Origin of the sequence: Marinomonas gallaica, assembly GCF_049821165.1 — a bacterium.
Classification (GTDB): domain Bacteria; phylum Pseudomonadota; class Gammaproteobacteria; order Pseudomonadales; family Marinomonadaceae; genus Marinomonas; species Marinomonas gallaica.
On record NZ_CP187511.1, the window covers coordinates 1,837,272 to 1,853,469 of the forward strand.

Annotated in this window: 16 protein-coding genes; 8 read left to right on the forward strand and 8 right to left on the reverse strand. The window is 43.9% G+C overall.

The genetic code is table 11. The features are described from left to right. Positions 1–11: 11 nt before the first annotated feature. The 4 genes from ACPUEK_RS08620 to ACPUEK_RS08635 are packed head-to-tail and all read right to left on the reverse strand — an operon-like array spanning position 12 to position 4,926. Positions 12–2,987, reverse strand: coding sequence for an SPOR domain-containing protein (locus tag ACPUEK_RS08620; protein WP_425642932.1), 2,976 nt, complete (start codon positions 2,985–2,987; stop codon positions 12–14). 5 nt (positions 2,988–2,992) lie between these two features. Further along, entirely contained in the window at positions 2,993–3,841 is an 849-nt protein-coding gene (locus ACPUEK_RS08625) for a fimbrial biogenesis chaperone (protein WP_425642933.1), read from the reverse strand. 7 nt (positions 3,842–3,848) lie between these two features. Beyond that, complete coding sequence (locus ACPUEK_RS08630; RefSeq protein ID WP_425642934.1) at positions 3,849–4,283, reverse strand: DUF4402 domain-containing protein; 435 nt, start codon at positions 4,281–4,283, stop codon at positions 3,849–3,851. Positions 4,284–4,332: 49 nt separating this feature from the next. Further along, positions 4,333–4,926 carry a DUF4402 domain-containing protein gene (locus ACPUEK_RS08635; protein ID WP_425642935.1) on the reverse strand — a complete coding sequence of 198 codons (594 nt, stop codon included), beginning with the start codon at positions 4,924–4,926 and terminating at the stop codon, positions 4,333–4,335. A 131-nt stretch (positions 4,927–5,057) separates the two neighbouring features. On the opposite strand from ACPUEK_RS08635, the gene ACPUEK_RS08640 reads away from it, so the two are divergent. The 4 genes from ACPUEK_RS08640 to ACPUEK_RS08655 all read left to right on the forward strand — a co-directional run bounded on the left by ACPUEK_RS08640 (position 5,058) and on the right by ACPUEK_RS08655 (position 9,175). Next, positions 5,058–5,669: an HAD-IA family hydrolase gene (locus ACPUEK_RS08640; protein WP_425642936.1), complete on the forward strand. Its 612-nt coding sequence runs from the start codon at positions 5,058–5,060 to the stop codon at positions 5,667–5,669. Between the two features lie 36 nt (positions 5,670–5,705). Beyond that, positions 5,706–6,449, forward strand: a complete 744-nt coding sequence (locus ACPUEK_RS08645) for a class I SAM-dependent methyltransferase (protein WP_425642937.1) — start codon at positions 5,706–5,708, stop codon at positions 6,447–6,449. Positions 6,450–6,547: 98 nt separating this feature from the next. Further along, positions 6,548–8,506, forward strand: coding sequence for an acetate--CoA ligase (acs, locus tag ACPUEK_RS08650; protein WP_425642938.1), 1,959 nt, complete (start codon positions 6,548–6,550; stop codon positions 8,504–8,506). 27 nt (positions 8,507–8,533) lie between these two features. Next, complete coding sequence (locus ACPUEK_RS08655; RefSeq protein ID WP_067214789.1) at positions 8,534–9,175, forward strand: LuxR C-terminal-related transcriptional regulator; 642 nt, start codon at positions 8,534–8,536, stop codon at positions 9,173–9,175. Here ACPUEK_RS08655 and yidD read toward each other — a convergent pair. Continuing rightward, positions 9,168–9,431 carry a membrane protein insertion efficiency factor YidD gene (gene yidD, locus ACPUEK_RS08660; RefSeq protein ID WP_082866046.1) on the reverse strand — a complete coding sequence of 88 codons (264 nt, stop codon included), beginning with the start codon at positions 9,429–9,431 and terminating at the stop codon, positions 9,168–9,170. The genes ACPUEK_RS08655 and yidD overlap by 8 nt on opposite strands. Before the next feature lie 113 nt (positions 9,432–9,544). On the opposite strand from yidD, the gene ACPUEK_RS08665 reads away from it, so the two are divergent. The 3 genes from ACPUEK_RS08665 to ACPUEK_RS08675 are packed head-to-tail and all read left to right on the forward strand — an operon-like array spanning position 9,545 to position 13,315. Then, positions 9,545–10,408: a prephenate dehydratase gene (locus tag ACPUEK_RS08665; protein ID WP_425642939.1), complete on the forward strand. Its 864-nt coding sequence runs from the start codon at positions 9,545–9,547 to the stop codon at positions 10,406–10,408. Beyond that, on the forward strand, positions 10,386–12,401 hold the full coding sequence (locus ACPUEK_RS08670) for a TonB-dependent receptor plug domain-containing protein (RefSeq protein WP_425642940.1): 2,016 nt from the start codon (positions 10,386–10,388) through the stop codon (positions 12,399–12,401). Before ACPUEK_RS08665 ends, ACPUEK_RS08670 begins: the two co-directional genes overlap by 23 nt. A gap of 50 nt (positions 12,402–12,451) precedes the next feature. Then, on the forward strand, positions 12,452–13,315 hold the full coding sequence (locus tag ACPUEK_RS08675; protein ID WP_425642941.1) for a hypothetical protein: 864 nt from the start codon (positions 12,452–12,454) through the stop codon (positions 13,313–13,315). Here the strand turns inward: ACPUEK_RS08675 and ACPUEK_RS08680 are convergent. Then, positions 13,289–14,050, reverse strand: a complete 762-nt coding sequence (locus ACPUEK_RS08680; RefSeq protein WP_425642942.1) for an alpha/beta fold hydrolase — start codon at positions 14,048–14,050, stop codon at positions 13,289–13,291. The two genes, ACPUEK_RS08675 and ACPUEK_RS08680, sit on opposite strands and share 27 nt — an antisense overlap. An 87-nt stretch (positions 14,051–14,137) precedes the next feature. On the opposite strand from ACPUEK_RS08680, the gene ACPUEK_RS08685 reads away from it, so the two are divergent. After that, the gene (locus tag ACPUEK_RS08685) at positions 14,138–14,758 is read left to right on the forward strand and encodes a CDP-alcohol phosphatidyltransferase family protein (protein ID WP_425642943.1); all 621 of its coding nucleotides are present in this window, start codon (positions 14,138–14,140) and stop codon (positions 14,756–14,758) included. Here the strand turns inward: ACPUEK_RS08685 and yfaE are convergent. Together yfaE and nrdB are read right to left on the reverse strand one after the other, a co-directional pair. After that, positions 14,755–15,051 carry a class I ribonucleotide reductase maintenance protein YfaE gene (yfaE, locus tag ACPUEK_RS08690; RefSeq protein ID WP_231872515.1) on the reverse strand — a complete coding sequence of 99 codons (297 nt, stop codon included), beginning with the start codon at positions 15,049–15,051 and terminating at the stop codon, positions 14,755–14,757. The two genes, ACPUEK_RS08685 and yfaE, sit on opposite strands and share 4 nt — an antisense overlap. Continuing rightward, entirely contained in the window at positions 15,032–16,165 is a 1,134-nt protein-coding gene (nrdB, locus tag ACPUEK_RS08695) for a class Ia ribonucleoside-diphosphate reductase subunit beta (protein WP_067034390.1), read from the reverse strand. Before nrdB ends, yfaE begins: the two co-directional genes overlap by 20 nt. Positions 16,166–16,198: the final 33 nt, after the last annotated feature.

Genomic DNA, 16,198 nt, shown 5'->3' on the forward strand with positions numbered 1-16,198 from the left:
CTAGCTGAAAGTTAGCGGCGAGTGATGCCTGTGACCGCACAATCTACACCATTCTCTGTCAATAGAGTACATAGGCTGTTGGCTTCTTGATTGTCTTCTGAAAATCCTACATACAGCTGATAGCCTGCCGCCGTTTGGTTATAAAAATAACGATATTGAGTGATTTCAGGCAAGCGTTTAGTCAGTATGCGCCAGTAACCACGCAAAGATTCAAGGCGGCTGAAGGACGCCAGTTGTGCGCTGTAGCCGTGTACTCCGAATGACTTGCGTAAAATCAGATTCTGCTCTGCCAATATTCCGGACTCAGCACCAGTAAGCGGGATTTGAGTCCCCTGTTGGAATTTGAAATTGCGTAGGTAAACCGGATCAATCTCTAATGTGTAGGCTTTTGGTACGATCTCAGTGATTAAGAAGTAGCCATCAAATTCACTGGTGACTTCTTTGATAACAGTGCCAGAGGCGTCTTTTAGCAATACAGGGACGCGGGCTTTGTTAGCTAAATTGCCGTTCTGTTGGAGCTCTTTGACATAGCCTTCAATCTCCAAGGAGGGCACTACTGGAATGTCTAGGGTTTGCACAGAGCCTGGGCGTGGCGCAATGGAAACCCCTTGATCTGCACGAATTAAATAGGGATCGTCCAGTTGTCTCAAATCGATATCGATATCGGTTTGTTGATAGCTTGGCAAGGCAGTTAGTACGGCCACCCCTTGAGAGTTTGTGGTGGCTTTTCGGTAGCTTTGTAGGGTTTCCACCTCTACATTAGAGAGTGGTCGATCGCCTAAATCAAAACGACCATTACGGTTGTTGTCTAAAAAGACTCGTGTTGACAGTGTGCCTTGGGAAGAGACTGGCATTCGTGTAAAAAAGGTGCTGTTATTTTGGGTCAGACCAATACCGACACGCCCTAGTAGAGAGGCGCGCCAACCTGTCCGATCGTTATAAGAAAAGTTGGAAGTAAGACTAAATTCATTTGGTTGCCAGCTAGCAATAAGTGTCGTTTCGCTGGCATCATTCTCTAAATCATAAATCCATCTTACGCGGCCACTGGTGTTGTCGCTCATGTCTCCACTGATTTCAGTGAAAAACGACTGAATATCAAAGTCTGGTGAAAGGGTGTAATCGTTGCCAAAACGCCAAAAGAAATCGTTTAAATAGCGCTGGACTTGCCAGTCACCAGTTGTTTCGCCTTCGTCACGATCTACCCAAGAAAAGCGGTTAGAAAAGTAACTGTTTCCAATGCTGGTACCGATCTGGTTTGTGAACCGTAAGTATTCTTCTTCATTGTCTGGTGTGATTTGCTCGATGGATTGTTGGTAAGACAGTTTCAAGCTTGGGATGGCACCTGAAAGTCTCAACTCTTGCGACTCAAAGGAATTGATGTCGCCGTCGTCTCTATTAGTACGTTGGTTTTCTCTATGAATAAAACTGAGTGATTGATCCCATAAGCTGGTGTCAACTTGATAGCGGCGCTCATAATCACCGTTATCTTGCTCAAGAGAATCAATAGATAATAACGCTTCACCAAACAGAGAAATGTCGCTGCCAAAGGATTGCTGGTCGTATTGTTCAAAGCCTTGTTCATGATGTATCTGCGAACCAATACTCAGTGACCACCAGTCCGTTACACCGTAATCAGCACGAATCAGAGTGCTGAGGCCATTTTTGTCACTATCGTTGAGAGTGTTTTGATCAAATAAACGTTCACCTTCATCCACAAACGAAATATCGTAAACAAATTCACCTGCAGATTGGCCGGTTGAGCTGACATAATAACTGCGATTTTCACGATTAACTTGGCCCTGAGGGCCATAAAACACTAATTCAATTTCGTTATAGCCAAATACCAAGGGGAGATTTTGAAATTCATATTGGCCATCGGTGACGTTAAATTGGCTTGTCAGCAATAGTTGGTTTCGGTATACCTCGACATCCCAGCCCGCTTGAATATTTCCGATCAGGTTAATGCTATTACCGCCATTGTAGGAGAGTGGGGTGTTGCTAAAACGAGCACCAAGGAAAGTATTGTTTTTCTGCAATGGGTTGATTTGCGTGCTTCTGATATCACCGAACTCAATTGTTGTCGCATTAAGAAAGCCCAAGAGATCGGCATCATTAGAATATCGACTGCCAGATAATCGTGCTGAGTTAACCTCATTTTCATCGTTGATGGCGAAGTAATACTGCGTATTAAAATACGCTAAATCATTTGAACCTAGTACTGAAATATTATGACTGGTATCGCTGCTCTCACTGGCATTAACCGATGCCTGAATATCCAATAATGGCTTAGAGATTGGCTGATAATCATGTTTTTGTAGTGGCGCGCGGGCTTCGTTACGTGTGCGATACGTATTTTTAGCACGCTGCTCACGGGCCAGTTTTTCTTCGATAGGAAGCGGTCGATTACTCTGAGTTTTAAGGGTCAACGTACCGTAATCGGCATTAAAATTCACATCAAACCATTTCTCGTACAGGCCGAGTTCAATATAAAAATCGTCTTCTAGATCAATTTTCTCAGCACTAATAATGCTCGACCTGCCATTTGTCGTGACGGACCAAGTGCCATCTTCGAGATGGGAGAGCGTAAACGTATTGTTGGGGTTACGAATCCAGCCTGATGCGGATTCGTTATCAAAGTCCGTTTCAATGGCGAAATCAAAGGCCTGTGTCATATCGAACAGGCTCAGTTTAGCGCCAACCTCGGTTTTAAAGCCAAAGACCTGCCCTAGAACCAACTTACCGAGCTGTACACCTAAAATCAGCTCCTCACCCGCAGGGATGGTGCCAGATAAGTCCTCAGGACGACTTATCAATTGAGTATTATTGGCTGCTGCTTTGGGGGAAAGGGCTGACTCAGTCAAACTTGGCAAAGTTGCCTGTCCGTCTTGTAAGGCTTTATATTTGGCCTTTAAGCGCTCGAAGGCATCATTCGCGTATACAGGCTGTGCAGCCAACGATGCAAGTAATACGAAGCAAAAACTGCGCATAGTACCTACTTAACGGAATTGATCATCTGTTGTGTAATAGTCAGAGTTTTTTGACTTAATAACAGACCTGCGAATTCACCTTGACCTTCATAGCGTACTTCTAGTCTTCCTGGCTCAAGTTTAAAGTCTTGCCACGGGAATTGAGTCGTAGCGCTTTTGATTTCAGGATAAAAATTATAGCCGTTTAAAAGGCCTACCTGTCTGGTTTGACCATTGATAGGAGTCCAATAAGCAATGAATCGACCATGAGTGCTGAATAAGTCATCGTGGTATAAGTCGACTTTGATATTGGTGATACCGGTTTGTTTTTTATGAACAAGAGAAATATCAGTGATTTCCGGGTTTACGACAACGGAGCCAACACGGTATATGACGGGCATGGTGTAGCTCATTAACACATTTAATGAGATTGAGCTGCCAGCGTTTTTAGTGGTGTTATCTTGATTCGAAGGCAGTGCTATAAATGATAAATGAGATCGATATTCTCCAGATTGAAGGCCTCCAGGTTTTCTTACAAGGAGCTTAACTGTCTGACGTCCGCCTGGAGCAAGTGACACCTGCTTTGGACTTATTCTTACGAATCGTTCAAGGCTTGAATATTGGCTTTTTTCTTTTTCTGTTAGCTCTCGATAGCCGCCTTGTTGCAGAGCGGCCATTTGCTTCCACTCTACTCGGTAGCTCCTAGCTTGTTTACCAGTATTGATCAAATTGACTTCAAAGGTCCTAGCTCCATCATCCAAAAAAACGCGAGTAGGAGAAATCATTAAGTCAGCATACGTAAAGGTACTTAAAACAAGCGCGGTCAGCACTGCTATGACTTTACTAAATAGAGCTGCTCTTGTGTATTTAGTCATAAGGTCCCTAGTAATTAACTGATATTTGATAGCTGATTCTATATTGAGTATTGAGATAGGAGTTTACGCCAGAACCTGAGGTCTCTAATGTTCCGCCTACAAATAGCGCTGCTGATCCTGAGTTATCAGTCGTTAGCACAGAAGGAACATCCACATTGGTTAATGTAAATTGATCAGCAGAATAAATATCGCTGTTACTTCTTGCCTGTGTGCTTTTTGCAGAAATAAAAACTTGTTGATTTGAAGGGTAATTCGTTAACAAAAATTCAGCCGCATTTGGTGGGGTGACTGCATAAATCCCAGAGGAATATCCAACATTCCCAGAATAGTTCAAAACGACCTTTTCTTGGGTAGTATTTTCTGTAATGACAATAGAGCCAAAGGATAAGGGCGATATCTCTATGATATCTCCCTTTACCTCTGAAAAGGATATTAGCATCATTGCAATGAATATACTTTTTGAATACCGCATCTTCGTAGTAAAGATCTTACTAATAGTCTACTTGGACCGTATAGCTACCTGTATAGGTGCCGTCTTCGTAATTACTGCCGGGAGTTGTTGCATCGGTGATCAGCGTTGCACCCACATCAAAGCTTACGGCGCCAGAGGCATCTGTTCTTAAGTTTGGTGTCCCTGAGTTATATGCATCACCATCATTCGGCCCACTACTAACAACGGCATTGAACGAGTCTACGGTAAATTGTGCATCACCTCCTGGTGTCACTAAGTCGATCGCTGTTGCCGGTAATGTAAGTGTTAGAGTTGTGAAAGGTGCGGCATTGGTGATAGCAAATGAGGCTGGAGTCCCCCCTGTTATAACCACAATATTAGACGATGCAGGTGTGGCTGCGGTAACCGTTCCAGCAGAGCCATCTGCGGGTAGTGTTAATGAGGCAGTCACGGTACCTGCAGTATCAGCTGACGCTCGAATTGTACCGAAAGTCATTGCTGCACTTTCCGCTAAAGTGAAAGCATTATTTACCGTCACTGTAGCATTAGAGTTAAGCGTCTCAACAGCTAGCGCATTGCCTGTCAATATTGTAGTGACGCCCGCGATTAAATATATTTTCTTAAGTTGCTTCATATTTATTCCTTATAGATAGGTATCCATATGCTTTAACGCCATTAAATGCTAAATCTTTAGTAAATACAAAGCCAAAATGTAACGCTTGGTTACTAAGTGTAGAGGTTGTCAAAGAGGAGAGTGATAAAAATATGGCAAAAATAGAGGTAGTCCTGTTTGACCTAGGCAATGTCTTGGTCGATTTAGGCACACAGGAGGATTTTGCTAAAGTTTTCCAAGTGGAGGCGGGTAGTGAGTCAGAGCTTTGGGAAATGTGGCTTAAGTCGCCTTCGGTGAAAGCCTTTGATAGTGGTCAGATATCTTTGCCAGTATTTGTAGAGCGTTTGTTGAAGGAAACGCGCTCTAAAGTCGACCCTCACTATTTCAATGAGAACTTTATCAACTGGCCTAAAGGGTTGTTTCAAGGGACAGTTGAACTTGTGCGAAGCATACCGCCTCATTATCACCGTGCGGTGCTGTCCAATACCAATGATGCGCATTGGGGCCGTTTGATGGATGAAATGGGGCTCTCAGGTTGCTTCCACAGTTACTTTGCGTCCCATCAAGTCGGTGCGGTTAAGCCAGATTTACCGGTATTTGATTACGTAATCAATGAATTAGGTGTCGAGCCTGAGCAGATTTTGTTTTTAGATGATAATTTGGTGAATGTCGCTGCGGCGCTAGAGAAAGGAATGCTAGCGGAGCAGGTCAAAGGTATCGCATGTGCACAAGAAATCCTTTATACATATGGTGTGATTAAGTAGATACTGTTTCTATATACCGATTGATTTGGAAAATATATGCGTACGTTCGACCCCTCTTCCGCGGCTAACTACTCTCTAGTTAGACCGACTTATCCTCCAGAGTTGTATTACTGGTTGAGTCATCAAGTCAAACAAACCGAGCGTGTTTGGGATTGTGCTTGCGGTACTGGGCAGGCCTCGATTGATCTTGCTGCGTATTTTCAACACGTTGAAGCGACCGACATATCAGAAGCTCAAATTGCAAAAGCAACGCCACATCGTAAGGTCAATTATTCTGTACAACCTTCGGAAAAAACTAACTTTCCAGATCACTATTTTGATGCTGTCTGTGTGGCCCATGCTTTGCATTGGTTTGATTTGAATACGTTTTGGCAAGAAGTGAGGCGAGTGCTCAAACCTGGCGGCAAGTTATTTATCTGGGGTTACAATTGGATTCAATTTGGGGATAGTTTAGATCAAGCGATCAAAGAGCATTTGTTGCCTATATTACAGCCTTTCTGGCCTGAACAAACAGCGCTCTTACGCGGGCAGTATCTTTCGGTGGATTTTCCGTTTACGCAAATCGAGTCGCCTTCATTTGACTTAGAGTGTCATTGGACCATGACGCAAGCGTTTGCTTTTATGCGGTCATGGTCTGCTTCGCAAATCATGGTCGAAAAGCAGGGAGACTTTCAAATTCAAGAAGCTGAAAAAGCGATTGAATACGTTTGGAAAGACCCGCTGGAAAAAGTACCTGCCAAGTTCCCTTTTTTTGTGTATGCGGGGTCATTCTCGGAATAGTCTGTCATCGACTTAGACTAAAGTGGGATAGCCTGACCGAGACCAAGCTATATAGTAGTTTTCAGCATCCTTATTTAAAAATAACAATGGAGCGAGTCATGTCACAGTCATCTTATACGGAGCAGATGGATTACACCTACTCCAATGCAAATGTAAGCCCAGCTGAGTTTGAACAGCATTACCAAGAATCTGTTAGTGACCCAGAAACATTTTGGGGCAAAGAAGGTAAGCGCCTACATTGGTCTACGCCGTACACAAAAGTTAAAAACACCAGTTTCGAGCGTGGCAACGTTAGTATTAAATGGTTTGAAGACGGTGAGTTGAACGCAGCGTACAACTGTATTGATCGCCACTTGCCAGAAAAAGCCGACAAGGTGGCTTTTTATGTCGAAGGCGACTTAGAGGATAACGACAGCGTTGTTACTTATCAGAAATTGTATGATGAAGTAGGGCGCCTTGCGAACCTTCTACGTAAGCAGGGGGTTCAAAAAGGCGATCGTGTCGCGATTTATATGCCGATGATTCCTCAGGCAGCCTATGCCATGCTTGCATGCGCTCGCATCGGTGCCATTCATAGTGTGATTTTTGGTGGTTTCTCTGCGTCTGCGATTGCTGACCGTCTGAACGATTGTAAAGTTAAAGTTGTGCTGACGGCCGACCAAGGTAAGCGTGCCGGTAACGCTGTCCCCCTAAAAAATAACGTGGATAAAGCCTTAGACAACAACGCTTGTCCGTCGGTTGAAAACGTTATTGTCTACCGTTATACCAAAGCAGATGTAAATTGGGTTGAAGGTCGTGATTTAGATTGGGCAAAACTTGCGTCCCAAGAAAGCACTGACGCGACACCAGAAGCAATGAATGCTGAAGATCCGTTGTTTATTCTGTACACATCCGGTTCTACTGGTAAACCTAAAGGTGTGGTGCACACAACAGGCGGATATCTTGTATACGCGTCTCTTACGCACGAATTAGTGTTTGATATCAAACCTGATGATATTTATTGGTGTGCCGCCGATGTCGGCTGGATTACTGGGCACAGTTACATGGTATACGGGCCACTTGCTAATGGCGTGACCAGTGTCTTATTTGAAGGTGTGCCGACGTTTCCGGATTCTGGGAGAATTGGTCGAGTTGTCGATAAGTTCAAGGTGACACAACTCTATACGGCACCGACGGCCATTCGCGCTTTGATGGCAAAAGGTGATGAACCTATGGCGACCAGCTCCCGTGATTCTTTACGAGTATTGGGCAGTGTTGGTGAGCCAATTAATCCTGAAGCATGGGTTTGGTATCACAAAAACATCGGCAATGGTAAATGTCCGATTGTAGATACGTGGTGGCAAACCGAGACCGGTGGCCTGATGATGACGCCGCGTGTGACGGAAAAGAATCCGAAACCTGGCTCTTGTACAGCGCCTTTGTATGGCGTTCAGCCTGCTTTGGTGGATGCTGAAGGTAATCTAATTACCGAAATGGGTAAAGACGTCGAAGGTGGCTTAGTCATTCTTGATTCATGGCCGGGTCAATCTAGAACGGTTTATGGCGATCATGAGCGTTTTGAACAGACTTATTTTAGTACGTTTGAAGGTAAATACTTTACCGGTGATGGCGCTCGTCGTGACGCAGACGGCGCGTATTGGATCACGGGGCGTATGGACGATGTATTAAATGTATCGGGCCACCGTCTAGGTACGGCTGAGATCGAAAGTGCTTTGGTGGCACATCCTTCTGTCGCGGAAGCGGCGGTTGTCGGTTATCCTCATGATCTAAAAGGGCAAGGTATCTACGTCTACATTATCCCTAACTCGGGTATTGAGCCAGATGAAGAACTTACTAAATCTGTGAAGATGATGGTACGCCAAGAAGTGGGTCCAATTGCTACACCTGATTTAGTCCACTGGGCCACAACCGGTTTACCGAAAACGCGTTCAGGCAAGATCATGCGCCGCATATTGCGTAAGATCGCCGCCAATGAACATGACGCATTAGGTGACACAAGTACCTTAGCGGATCCAAGTGTGGTTGATGATTTGATCGATAACAGGTTAAATAAGTAAACCATACATCTTTGTTAAGGAAACCTAGTGATTTCACTTCTTATCGCTGATGACCACCCCTTATTTCGCAGCGCCCTTACGGGCGCGCTACGCGAACAACTCGGTGAAGTAGAGATCCAAGAATCACATGACCTTGAATCCACATTAGGTAGCTTAAAAGCAAATCCTGATGTGGATTTGTTGCTTCTGGATCTCAATATGCCGGGCAGTGGTGATTTATATGGATTAATACGTATTCGTGCCGACTATCCGGATATCCCTGTGGCGGTTATATCTGGCAGTGATGAGGTTCCAGTCGTTGCGAAAGTTATTGAAGCCGGTGCGTTAGGGTATATTCCTAAGACCAGTGAGCCGAGTATTTATCTAGAAGCCATTGGCGCTATTTTAGAGGGTGACACATGGCTGCCGGCTGGTATGGCGGATAAATTAGAAAATCAACCTGCCCCAAATTTGGATATGCAGCGTCGTGTTGCTGAGCTAACGCCGCAGCAGTACAAAGTATTGTGTTACCTTCATGAGGGGCTTTTGAATAAGCAGATTGCGTACGAACTGAATATTTCAGAAGCCACTGTAAAGGCGCATATTACGGCTATATTCCGAAAACTTAATATTAACAACCGTACTCAAGCGGTGCTAGTGGTCAGTGATTTAAACTTGCAGCTTAACTAGAGTCTTTATGTGATGACTTGCATGAAGTATGCGAGTTGCACCTCTTATCTGGAACTAAATCGATGCCACCTTCATGGAAAGGGTGGCAGCGTCCCAATCTTTTTATTCCCAACCAAGTCCCTTTTAGAATACCAAAACGTTCAATCGCCTCGATCATATACGCGGAGCAAGTAGGGTAGTAGCGGCAGTTATTACCTAACAAAGGACTGACCAAGTACTGATAGATACGTACAAATTTTATAAAGATTTTCTTCACAGGTGCCTTCTATCAAGGTAAATGTTTGGTTTTACTGTCAATTTTAGTGTTGGAAATAGCAAAAAATTGGTAAAGTTCTTGGTCTTCTATATCCAATAGTTGGTATTTAAACCATGACCCAATCCGCGACACCTCTGCATGCAGACCAAATTGTAGCGTATCAAGGAGAGCCTGGCGCTTACTCGCATTTAGCTTGCAAACACTGTTTTCCTGATTGGGATATGGTTCATTGTGCCAGTTTTAGCCAAGCACTTGCGAAAGTTGAACAGGGCAATGCACATTATGCCATGATTCCGGTCGAAAACTCGACAGCTGGTCGAGTAGAGGAAATCTACCGAGAGTTGAAAGGAACACAATTGTATGTTGTGAAAGAGCACTTTGAGCCAGTGAATCACTGTTTGATCGGCACACCAGATATGATGTTAGCAGATGTCCAATTAGTTGGCAGTCACCCTCAAGCATTGGCTCAGTGTAACCACAATATAAGTCGCTTAGGGGCTCAGCAAGTAGCTATGTATGATACTGCGGGTGCTGCGAAGCATTTAGCAGAATCAAAGCAGCAAGGCTTGGCCGTGATTTCGTCGTCGTTAGCGGCGGATTTATATGGGTTGCCGATCTTACAATCACACTTTAATGATGTAGAAGGTAATACCACACGTTTTTTGGTGTTTGCGAAACAGCAAAAAATGCCAATCTATGAAGAGCAGCAGCGTTATATTACCTCGTTTTTATTTAAAGTAAGGAATATCCCTTCTGCGCTTTACAAGGCAATGGGTGGCTTCGCAACGAATGGCATTAATATGCTGAAGTTAGAAAGCTATATGCTGGATGGTCAGTTTACTGCGACCCAGTTTTATGTCGATGTAGAAGCACATTTCCAATCTCCGGCAATGCAGGCTGCATTGGAGGAGCTTCGTTTCTTTTCCGAGGAAGTACGTATATTAGGGACGTATTATGCTGACTCGTTTCGTAAGTGAGGATAATATGATCCGATACGCTACAGGCGCCTTGCTGGCCACTTATGCTGGTTTGACATCAGCCGATACAATAGATAATTCATTAGCCAGTTTAGAAGGTTTATTGTTAGGGGACAATATCCCGGCAGTAGTAACCCCTGCTCGAGTTGAACAGCCACGAGTAGAGGTATCCTCTACATTATCGGTATTGTCGGGGGATTTTATTCGCCGATCAAACGTACAATATGTGGAAGACCTATTGTTCTATGTACCAGGGTTTTATGTAGGGCCTTACTGGAATTCCTACCGTAAAGTGGTGGCCTATCATGGTACTGAAAAAGATCGCTTTCGCCGCATCCAAGTTCTCGTCAATGGCCGTTCAGTTTATAGCTCTGCCTACGCGCGCGTAGACTGGGCTAGTTTAGCGTTGAGTATTGAAGATGTTGCGCGAGTTGAAGTAAATCGTGGGCCCAATGCATCAAGTTATGGCAGTAATTCTTTTTTAGCGGTGATCAATATCATCACGCGCAGCCCAATCGAGACACTTGGCTCTGACCTTGCGTTTGCTACAGATGATCAAGGTAATCGCCGGATGTACGCCCAGCATAGTGGCTTATCTGGAAACTGGAGTTACCGAGTATCGGCGTCCCGAGGCACAGTAGATGGATATGCGCGTAAAGGGGATGGTGATCCTAGAAATGATGGTCATGTCCAAACATCTGGCAATATGTTCTTTTTATATGAAGACAATAAACAGAAGGTCGACATCGATATCGGTGCCGCTAATTTAGCCGCAGATGTGGAGTTCTACGAAGTACCTGGTGTGAGTTATGACAATACCAGACCTGTCTTAGATCGCGATCGAGAGCACATTAAAGTCAGTTGGGAAGTCGATCAGTCTGCGCAACACACGCTCAGAGCACAGTATTATTATGACCGTTCTGAACGAATTGAAGATCATGATATTGATGTCTACGGTATGGTATTGAATCAGCTGTTTGCCCAAGATTTGCCGGCAAATGAAATTTACAAAGGGCACTTGGTTTCGGATTTAGATGAGAATCGGCACGATGTTGAAGTGCAAAGTATTTGGACGCCGACCAGTGATTACCGCTTAGTTAATACCCTGTCTTATCGACAAGATCGTGTTAGTTCTAAGACGTATTTTGACGGTGATTACAAAGAGGAGCTGTTTAGGGCTTCAACTAATTTAAGTTATCGAGCCTTTGATCCGCTTATTATTAATGGTGGTGTCATGTACGAGCACAGTAAGTTGACAGGTGATTACACGTCACCTCAGCTGGGGGCTACGTATAAATTGACACAGCAGTCTTCGATTCGAGCTAATATATCACAAGCGTATCGAGTGCCAGACTTGTACGATCAAAAAGCAAAATGGTCTTATGTGTTTAATGGTATTCGTTCCATTTCTGCCTATTCAACAGGTATACCTGCTGAGAAAATCACCTCATACGAAGTTGGCTTTTATCACAATATTCCGACATTAGGATTGTCTTATGATATTTCGGCTTATCGTGAGAAATTGACGAATCTATCTGGCTCGAACAAGAAATATGAAGACGCTATTGAAGATGGCGGGCTTTTAACACCTAATGAGAGTTACGCGTTTACGATTGATGGGATAGAGGCAGAGTTGGATTGGCGTTCCGCCCAAGGAACATTGCTGCGCGCCACTATTGCTTATCAAGATACTAAAACGGATGAAGAAGATATTATTGAAACCGTTGCGCCGTTTGTTACAACACTTTTTGCGAGTATACCGGTCAGTGATAGTATTTCTATAAATTCTCGCTATATTTATGGTAAGGAAGTCGCATCATACGATCATGAATTTTTAAGTCTATGGTTAGCTTATCGTATGGTTCAAGGATCGAACACATTTACAGCTGGTTTAGGAGGAAATACTCGTTTGGATAATAATCCATATATCCGTGTTAACAATGTAACGGAAGATAAGACCAGCGTATTTATGTTCGCAAACGTATCTTTTTAAGAGCATAAATTGAAATTATGAGACGGATTTTCATAGCGTTAGTTGGTTGTATGTTTCAGGTACTGGCTCATGCCAGTACCTACGTATACCATGATGGACGTGAAACCGTCTCTCGAGTGTTGTCTTTGTCTTTGAGTGCCTCAACCGATGTTGATGTTCCTGCGCTCCTCTCTCCTGATAATCAACTCGTTGATGGCGACTTAGTTATCACTGTTGGCCGAGACAGTTTTCGGCAAGTGTGCGATGTCAACCAGAGTGTCGTGCTGATTGCTCTGTTTCTCGGAGAGGAAGAATATAATCAACTAAAACAACATTGCAGTAAGCCATCTACGGCAATATTTTCCGGTGCGCCGATGTCTCTTCGTTTAGACATATTGAGTACCTTTTGGGATGATCATGCGCCGTTAGGGATTATCTATAGTGAGGGATTAAACGTATCTAACGAGACATTAGGTGTCGCAGAGGATAAGAGGTTTGAGATTATTACGAGTGCAATTCCTTTAGGCAGTCGTGAGGAAAAGCTAAAGTCATTAACCAATGTGCTTGAGCGCTCGAATTTAGTGCTGTCTCTCTATGACTCAATGTTATTTGATGCGCAGTTTTCTAAAGATGCGATTCGTTTGATTTTCCACAAGAAAAAATCGTTAGCGGCTCACTCTCTTCAGCTAGTCAGAGCGGGGGCTTTATTCTCAGTCTACAGTACCTCACAAGATAAATTGGCACTTACTAGTTCCTATATTGATGTGTTTAAGGCCAGCGCAACGTTATTGCCTTCAAGTTACCCTTCTCCTTTAAGAGTAGCGTTTAACCCATACTTGATTCGTATGTATGGGTTAGTGTTGCCGACAGATCAATTTTTGATAGATACATTTGGTGTCTGCCCAGAGTCAGGCTGTCAGGAAGCGTTTTACTAAGCTTGCAAAAACAGTCGGTTTTTCGGCATGCAGCCAATGCCCCGTTTCAGAAATCATTTTTACACTTGCGTGGGGAAAGTGCTGTAAGGTTTGTGCCTGATAAGCTGGCAAAATATATGATGAATTCTCACCTTTTATAAACAATGTTGGGGTAACAATATCATTGTTTAGTGCTGGTTTTTTAAGAATTGTTTTATAGCCTTTGTGCAATTCCTCTAAGCCCAGATTAATCGCATGTCCTTGGTCTGTTCGCTTCAGGTTTTTAAGAAGAAATTGTCTTATGCCTGCATTTGTCTCGAAAGCAGATAAAATTTTGTCTGCTTGCTTTCGGTTCTCGGGCTTCTGGCGGTTGATTTCCTGTAGGCCTTCAAAGATCTTTGTGTGACTGGGTTGATACTCCACGGGAGCAATATCGGCGACGATGAGTTTACGAACTTTTTCAGGATGATCACTGGTGAGCTGCATCGCAACTTTGCCGCCAAGTGAATGTCCTAATAAATATATGTGATCTAGCTGTTCTTGTTCGAGCCATTCATTGATAGCATCTGCCATAGCAGGAAACGTGACAGGATCTAGCGCGGATGACTGGCCATGATTAGGTAGGTCTAAGCAATACACTGTGAAATACTCAGACCACTTTTGCGCAATAGAGTGCCAATTATCGGCGTTACCAAAGAGTCCGTGTAAGACGACTAATGGTGGAAGATTTTGGCCGTATTGGATTGCGTGGATCATACATATTTTCCTGTGCTGTGACTGTGAGCGTTGCTATATAGTAACAAACTAATTCTTTTGAGCGTACGTCTGACCTAAGGATTCAAGGTGTTCGATAAATATTTTATTGCCGTGATTAAGTGGCCCTTAAACGCAGCCGCGAAGCCTCTGCTTGCTAAAGGCGTGACCGCAAATCAAATAACGGTAATAGGTTTTGTGGTTGGTATGTTGGGGGCAGTGGCTATTACCCAAACACTTTATAGTGTGGCGCTCATCGCGATACTGATAAATCGTATTTTTGATGGACTAGATGGCGCGGTGGCAAGGTTGAATGGCAGTGCGTCCGATGCTGGTGGTTACTTAGATATTGTGTTGGACTTCATTTTCTATTCGGCTGTTGTATTTGGTTTTGCAGTGGCGAACCCTGAACATCATGCCTTAGCGGCGGCGTTTCTGATCTTTTCGTTTATGGGAACGGGCAGTAGTTTTTTAGCCTTTTCTGTTATGGCGGCTAAAAGGGGGATTGAGCAGCTAGACTATGGCAAAAAGTCACTGTACTTTTTGGGAGGTATTACAGAAGGTGCTGAAACCATAGGTTGTTTTGTCTTAATGTGCCTCTGGCCTAGCGAGTTTGCGATCATTGCTGTTGTGTTTGGCTTGTTATGCTGGGTGACCACCGGTACCCGTATTTGTGCCGCCTACCGAATGCTGAGCAAAGCCGACCTTTAGCCCAGCAAAGCGATTTCGATGTCACTTTTAACAATGGCGCAGCATGTCAGCAGATAGCCGCTGTGCACCCATGCTAAGGGTTCTACGGGATAACTGACCTTGCCCCACAGCAGTTTGATCATGCAAGACGAGCAATACCCTTCGCGGCACTGATATTCAACGAGCACGCCTGCTCGTTCAAGTTGAGGAAGCAGAGGCTCGTCTTCAGTGACAAGAATCTGCTTTTTTCCCAGTAACACGCGATGGACTTCGGCTTCTTCTTCGTGGCCTTTATTAGAGGTCGAAGTCGTCAAAGTCGGCACCATCTAGATCGTTATCAATTTGGCCCACAAGGTAAGAACTAATTTCCGCTTCTTGTGGTGCTACTTGTACGTTGTCACTGACTAACCAAGCATTGATCCAAGGGATTGGATTATTTTTAGTGCTAAAGTATGGTTCAAGACCGACTGTTTGCATGCGTACGTTAGTAATATATTCAACATACTGGCCTAGAATTTGAGCGTTTAAGCCAATCATAGAGCCATCTTTGAATAAGTATTGAGCCCATTCCTTTTCCTGCTGAGCTGCTTCAACAAAGATATCAATTACATCTTGTTTGCACTCTTGTGCAATCACAGCCATTTCAGGATCGTCGCGGCCGGACGTCATTAGGTTTAGCATGTGTTGTGTGCCATTTAGGTGCAAGGCTTCATCGCGTGCAATCAGTTTAATGATCTTCGCATTTCCTTCCATCAATGTGCGCTCGGCAAAAGCAAAGCTGCAGGCGAAACTCACGTAGAAACGGATGGCTTCTAATACGTTGACCGATGCAACAGTTAGGTACAGCGCTTTTTTGAGTGCCTTCATAGAGACTGTTATGTCACCACGTTCAGGAACGTGGTGCACACCTAGACCCATAGTATTGTATAAGCTAACAAGTTCGATTAAGTCATCGTAGTATTTAGACACACTAACAGCGCGTTTAGCGATCTCGTCATTCACGATAATATCGTCGAAGACCTTAGTTGGATCATTGACGATGTTACGAATGATGTGTGTGTAAGAGCGACTGTGAATGGTCTCAGAGAAAGACCACGTTTCAATCCAGGTTTCCAATTCAGGAAGAGAGACAATCGGTAGCAAAGCAACGTTCGGTGAGCGGCCTTGCACGCTGTCTAGTAGTGTTTGATATTTTAGGTTGCTTAAGAAAATATGCTGCTCATGTTCCTCAAGCTTCACAAAATCTTTGCGATCATTAGATAGGTCTACTTCTTCTGGGCGCCAGAAAAAAGACAACTGTTTTTCAATCAGTTTTTCAAAAATAGGGTACTTTTGCTGGTCGTAGCGCGCTACATTTACGTTTTCCCCGAAAAACATCGGTTGTTGTAAGCTGTCAAATTTCTTGCGATTGAAAGTAGAGTAACTCATTGCTGTCGGTGATCCTTAAATATGATCGTCTAA

Excerpts from the sequence above, each read along its gene's own strand:
- ACPUEK_RS08670 (WP_425642940.1), top strand. The coding sequence starts at position 10,386 with ATGCTGACTCGTTTCGTAAGTGAGGATAATATGATCCGATACGCTACA.
- ACPUEK_RS08640 (WP_425642936.1), top strand. The coding sequence starts at position 5,058 with ATGGCAAAAATAGAGGTAGTCCTGTTTGACCTAGGCAATGTCTTGGTC.
- ACPUEK_RS08635 (WP_425642935.1), bottom strand. The coding sequence starts at position 4,926 with ATGAAGCAACTTAAGAAAATATATTTAATCGCGGGCGTCACTACAATA.
- nrdB (WP_067034390.1), bottom strand. The coding sequence starts at position 16,165 with ATGAGTTACTCTACTTTCAATCGCAAGAAATTTGACAGCTTACAACAA.
- ACPUEK_RS08630 (WP_425642934.1), bottom strand. The coding sequence starts at position 4,283 with ATGATGCTAATATCCTTTTCAGAGGTAAAGGGAGATATCATAGAGATA.
- ACPUEK_RS08680 (WP_425642942.1), bottom strand. The coding sequence starts at position 14,050 with ATGATCCACGCAATCCAATACGGCCAAAATCTTCCACCATTAGTCGTC.
- acs (WP_425642938.1), top strand. The coding sequence starts at position 6,548 with ATGTCACAGTCATCTTATACGGAGCAGATGGATTACACCTACTCCAAT.
- ACPUEK_RS08620 (WP_425642932.1), bottom strand. The coding sequence starts at position 2,987 with ATGCGCAGTTTTTGCTTCGTATTACTTGCATCGTTGGCTGCACAGCCT.
- ACPUEK_RS08645 (WP_425642937.1), top strand. The coding sequence starts at position 5,706 with ATGCGTACGTTCGACCCCTCTTCCGCGGCTAACTACTCTCTAGTTAGA.
- ACPUEK_RS08625 (WP_425642933.1), bottom strand. The coding sequence starts at position 3,841 with ATGACTAAATACACAAGAGCAGCTCTATTTAGTAAAGTCATAGCAGTG.
- ACPUEK_RS08665 (WP_425642939.1), top strand. The coding sequence starts at position 9,545 with ATGACCCAATCCGCGACACCTCTGCATGCAGACCAAATTGTAGCGTAT.
- ACPUEK_RS08675 (WP_425642941.1), top strand. The coding sequence starts at position 12,452 with ATGTTTCAGGTACTGGCTCATGCCAGTACCTACGTATACCATGATGGA.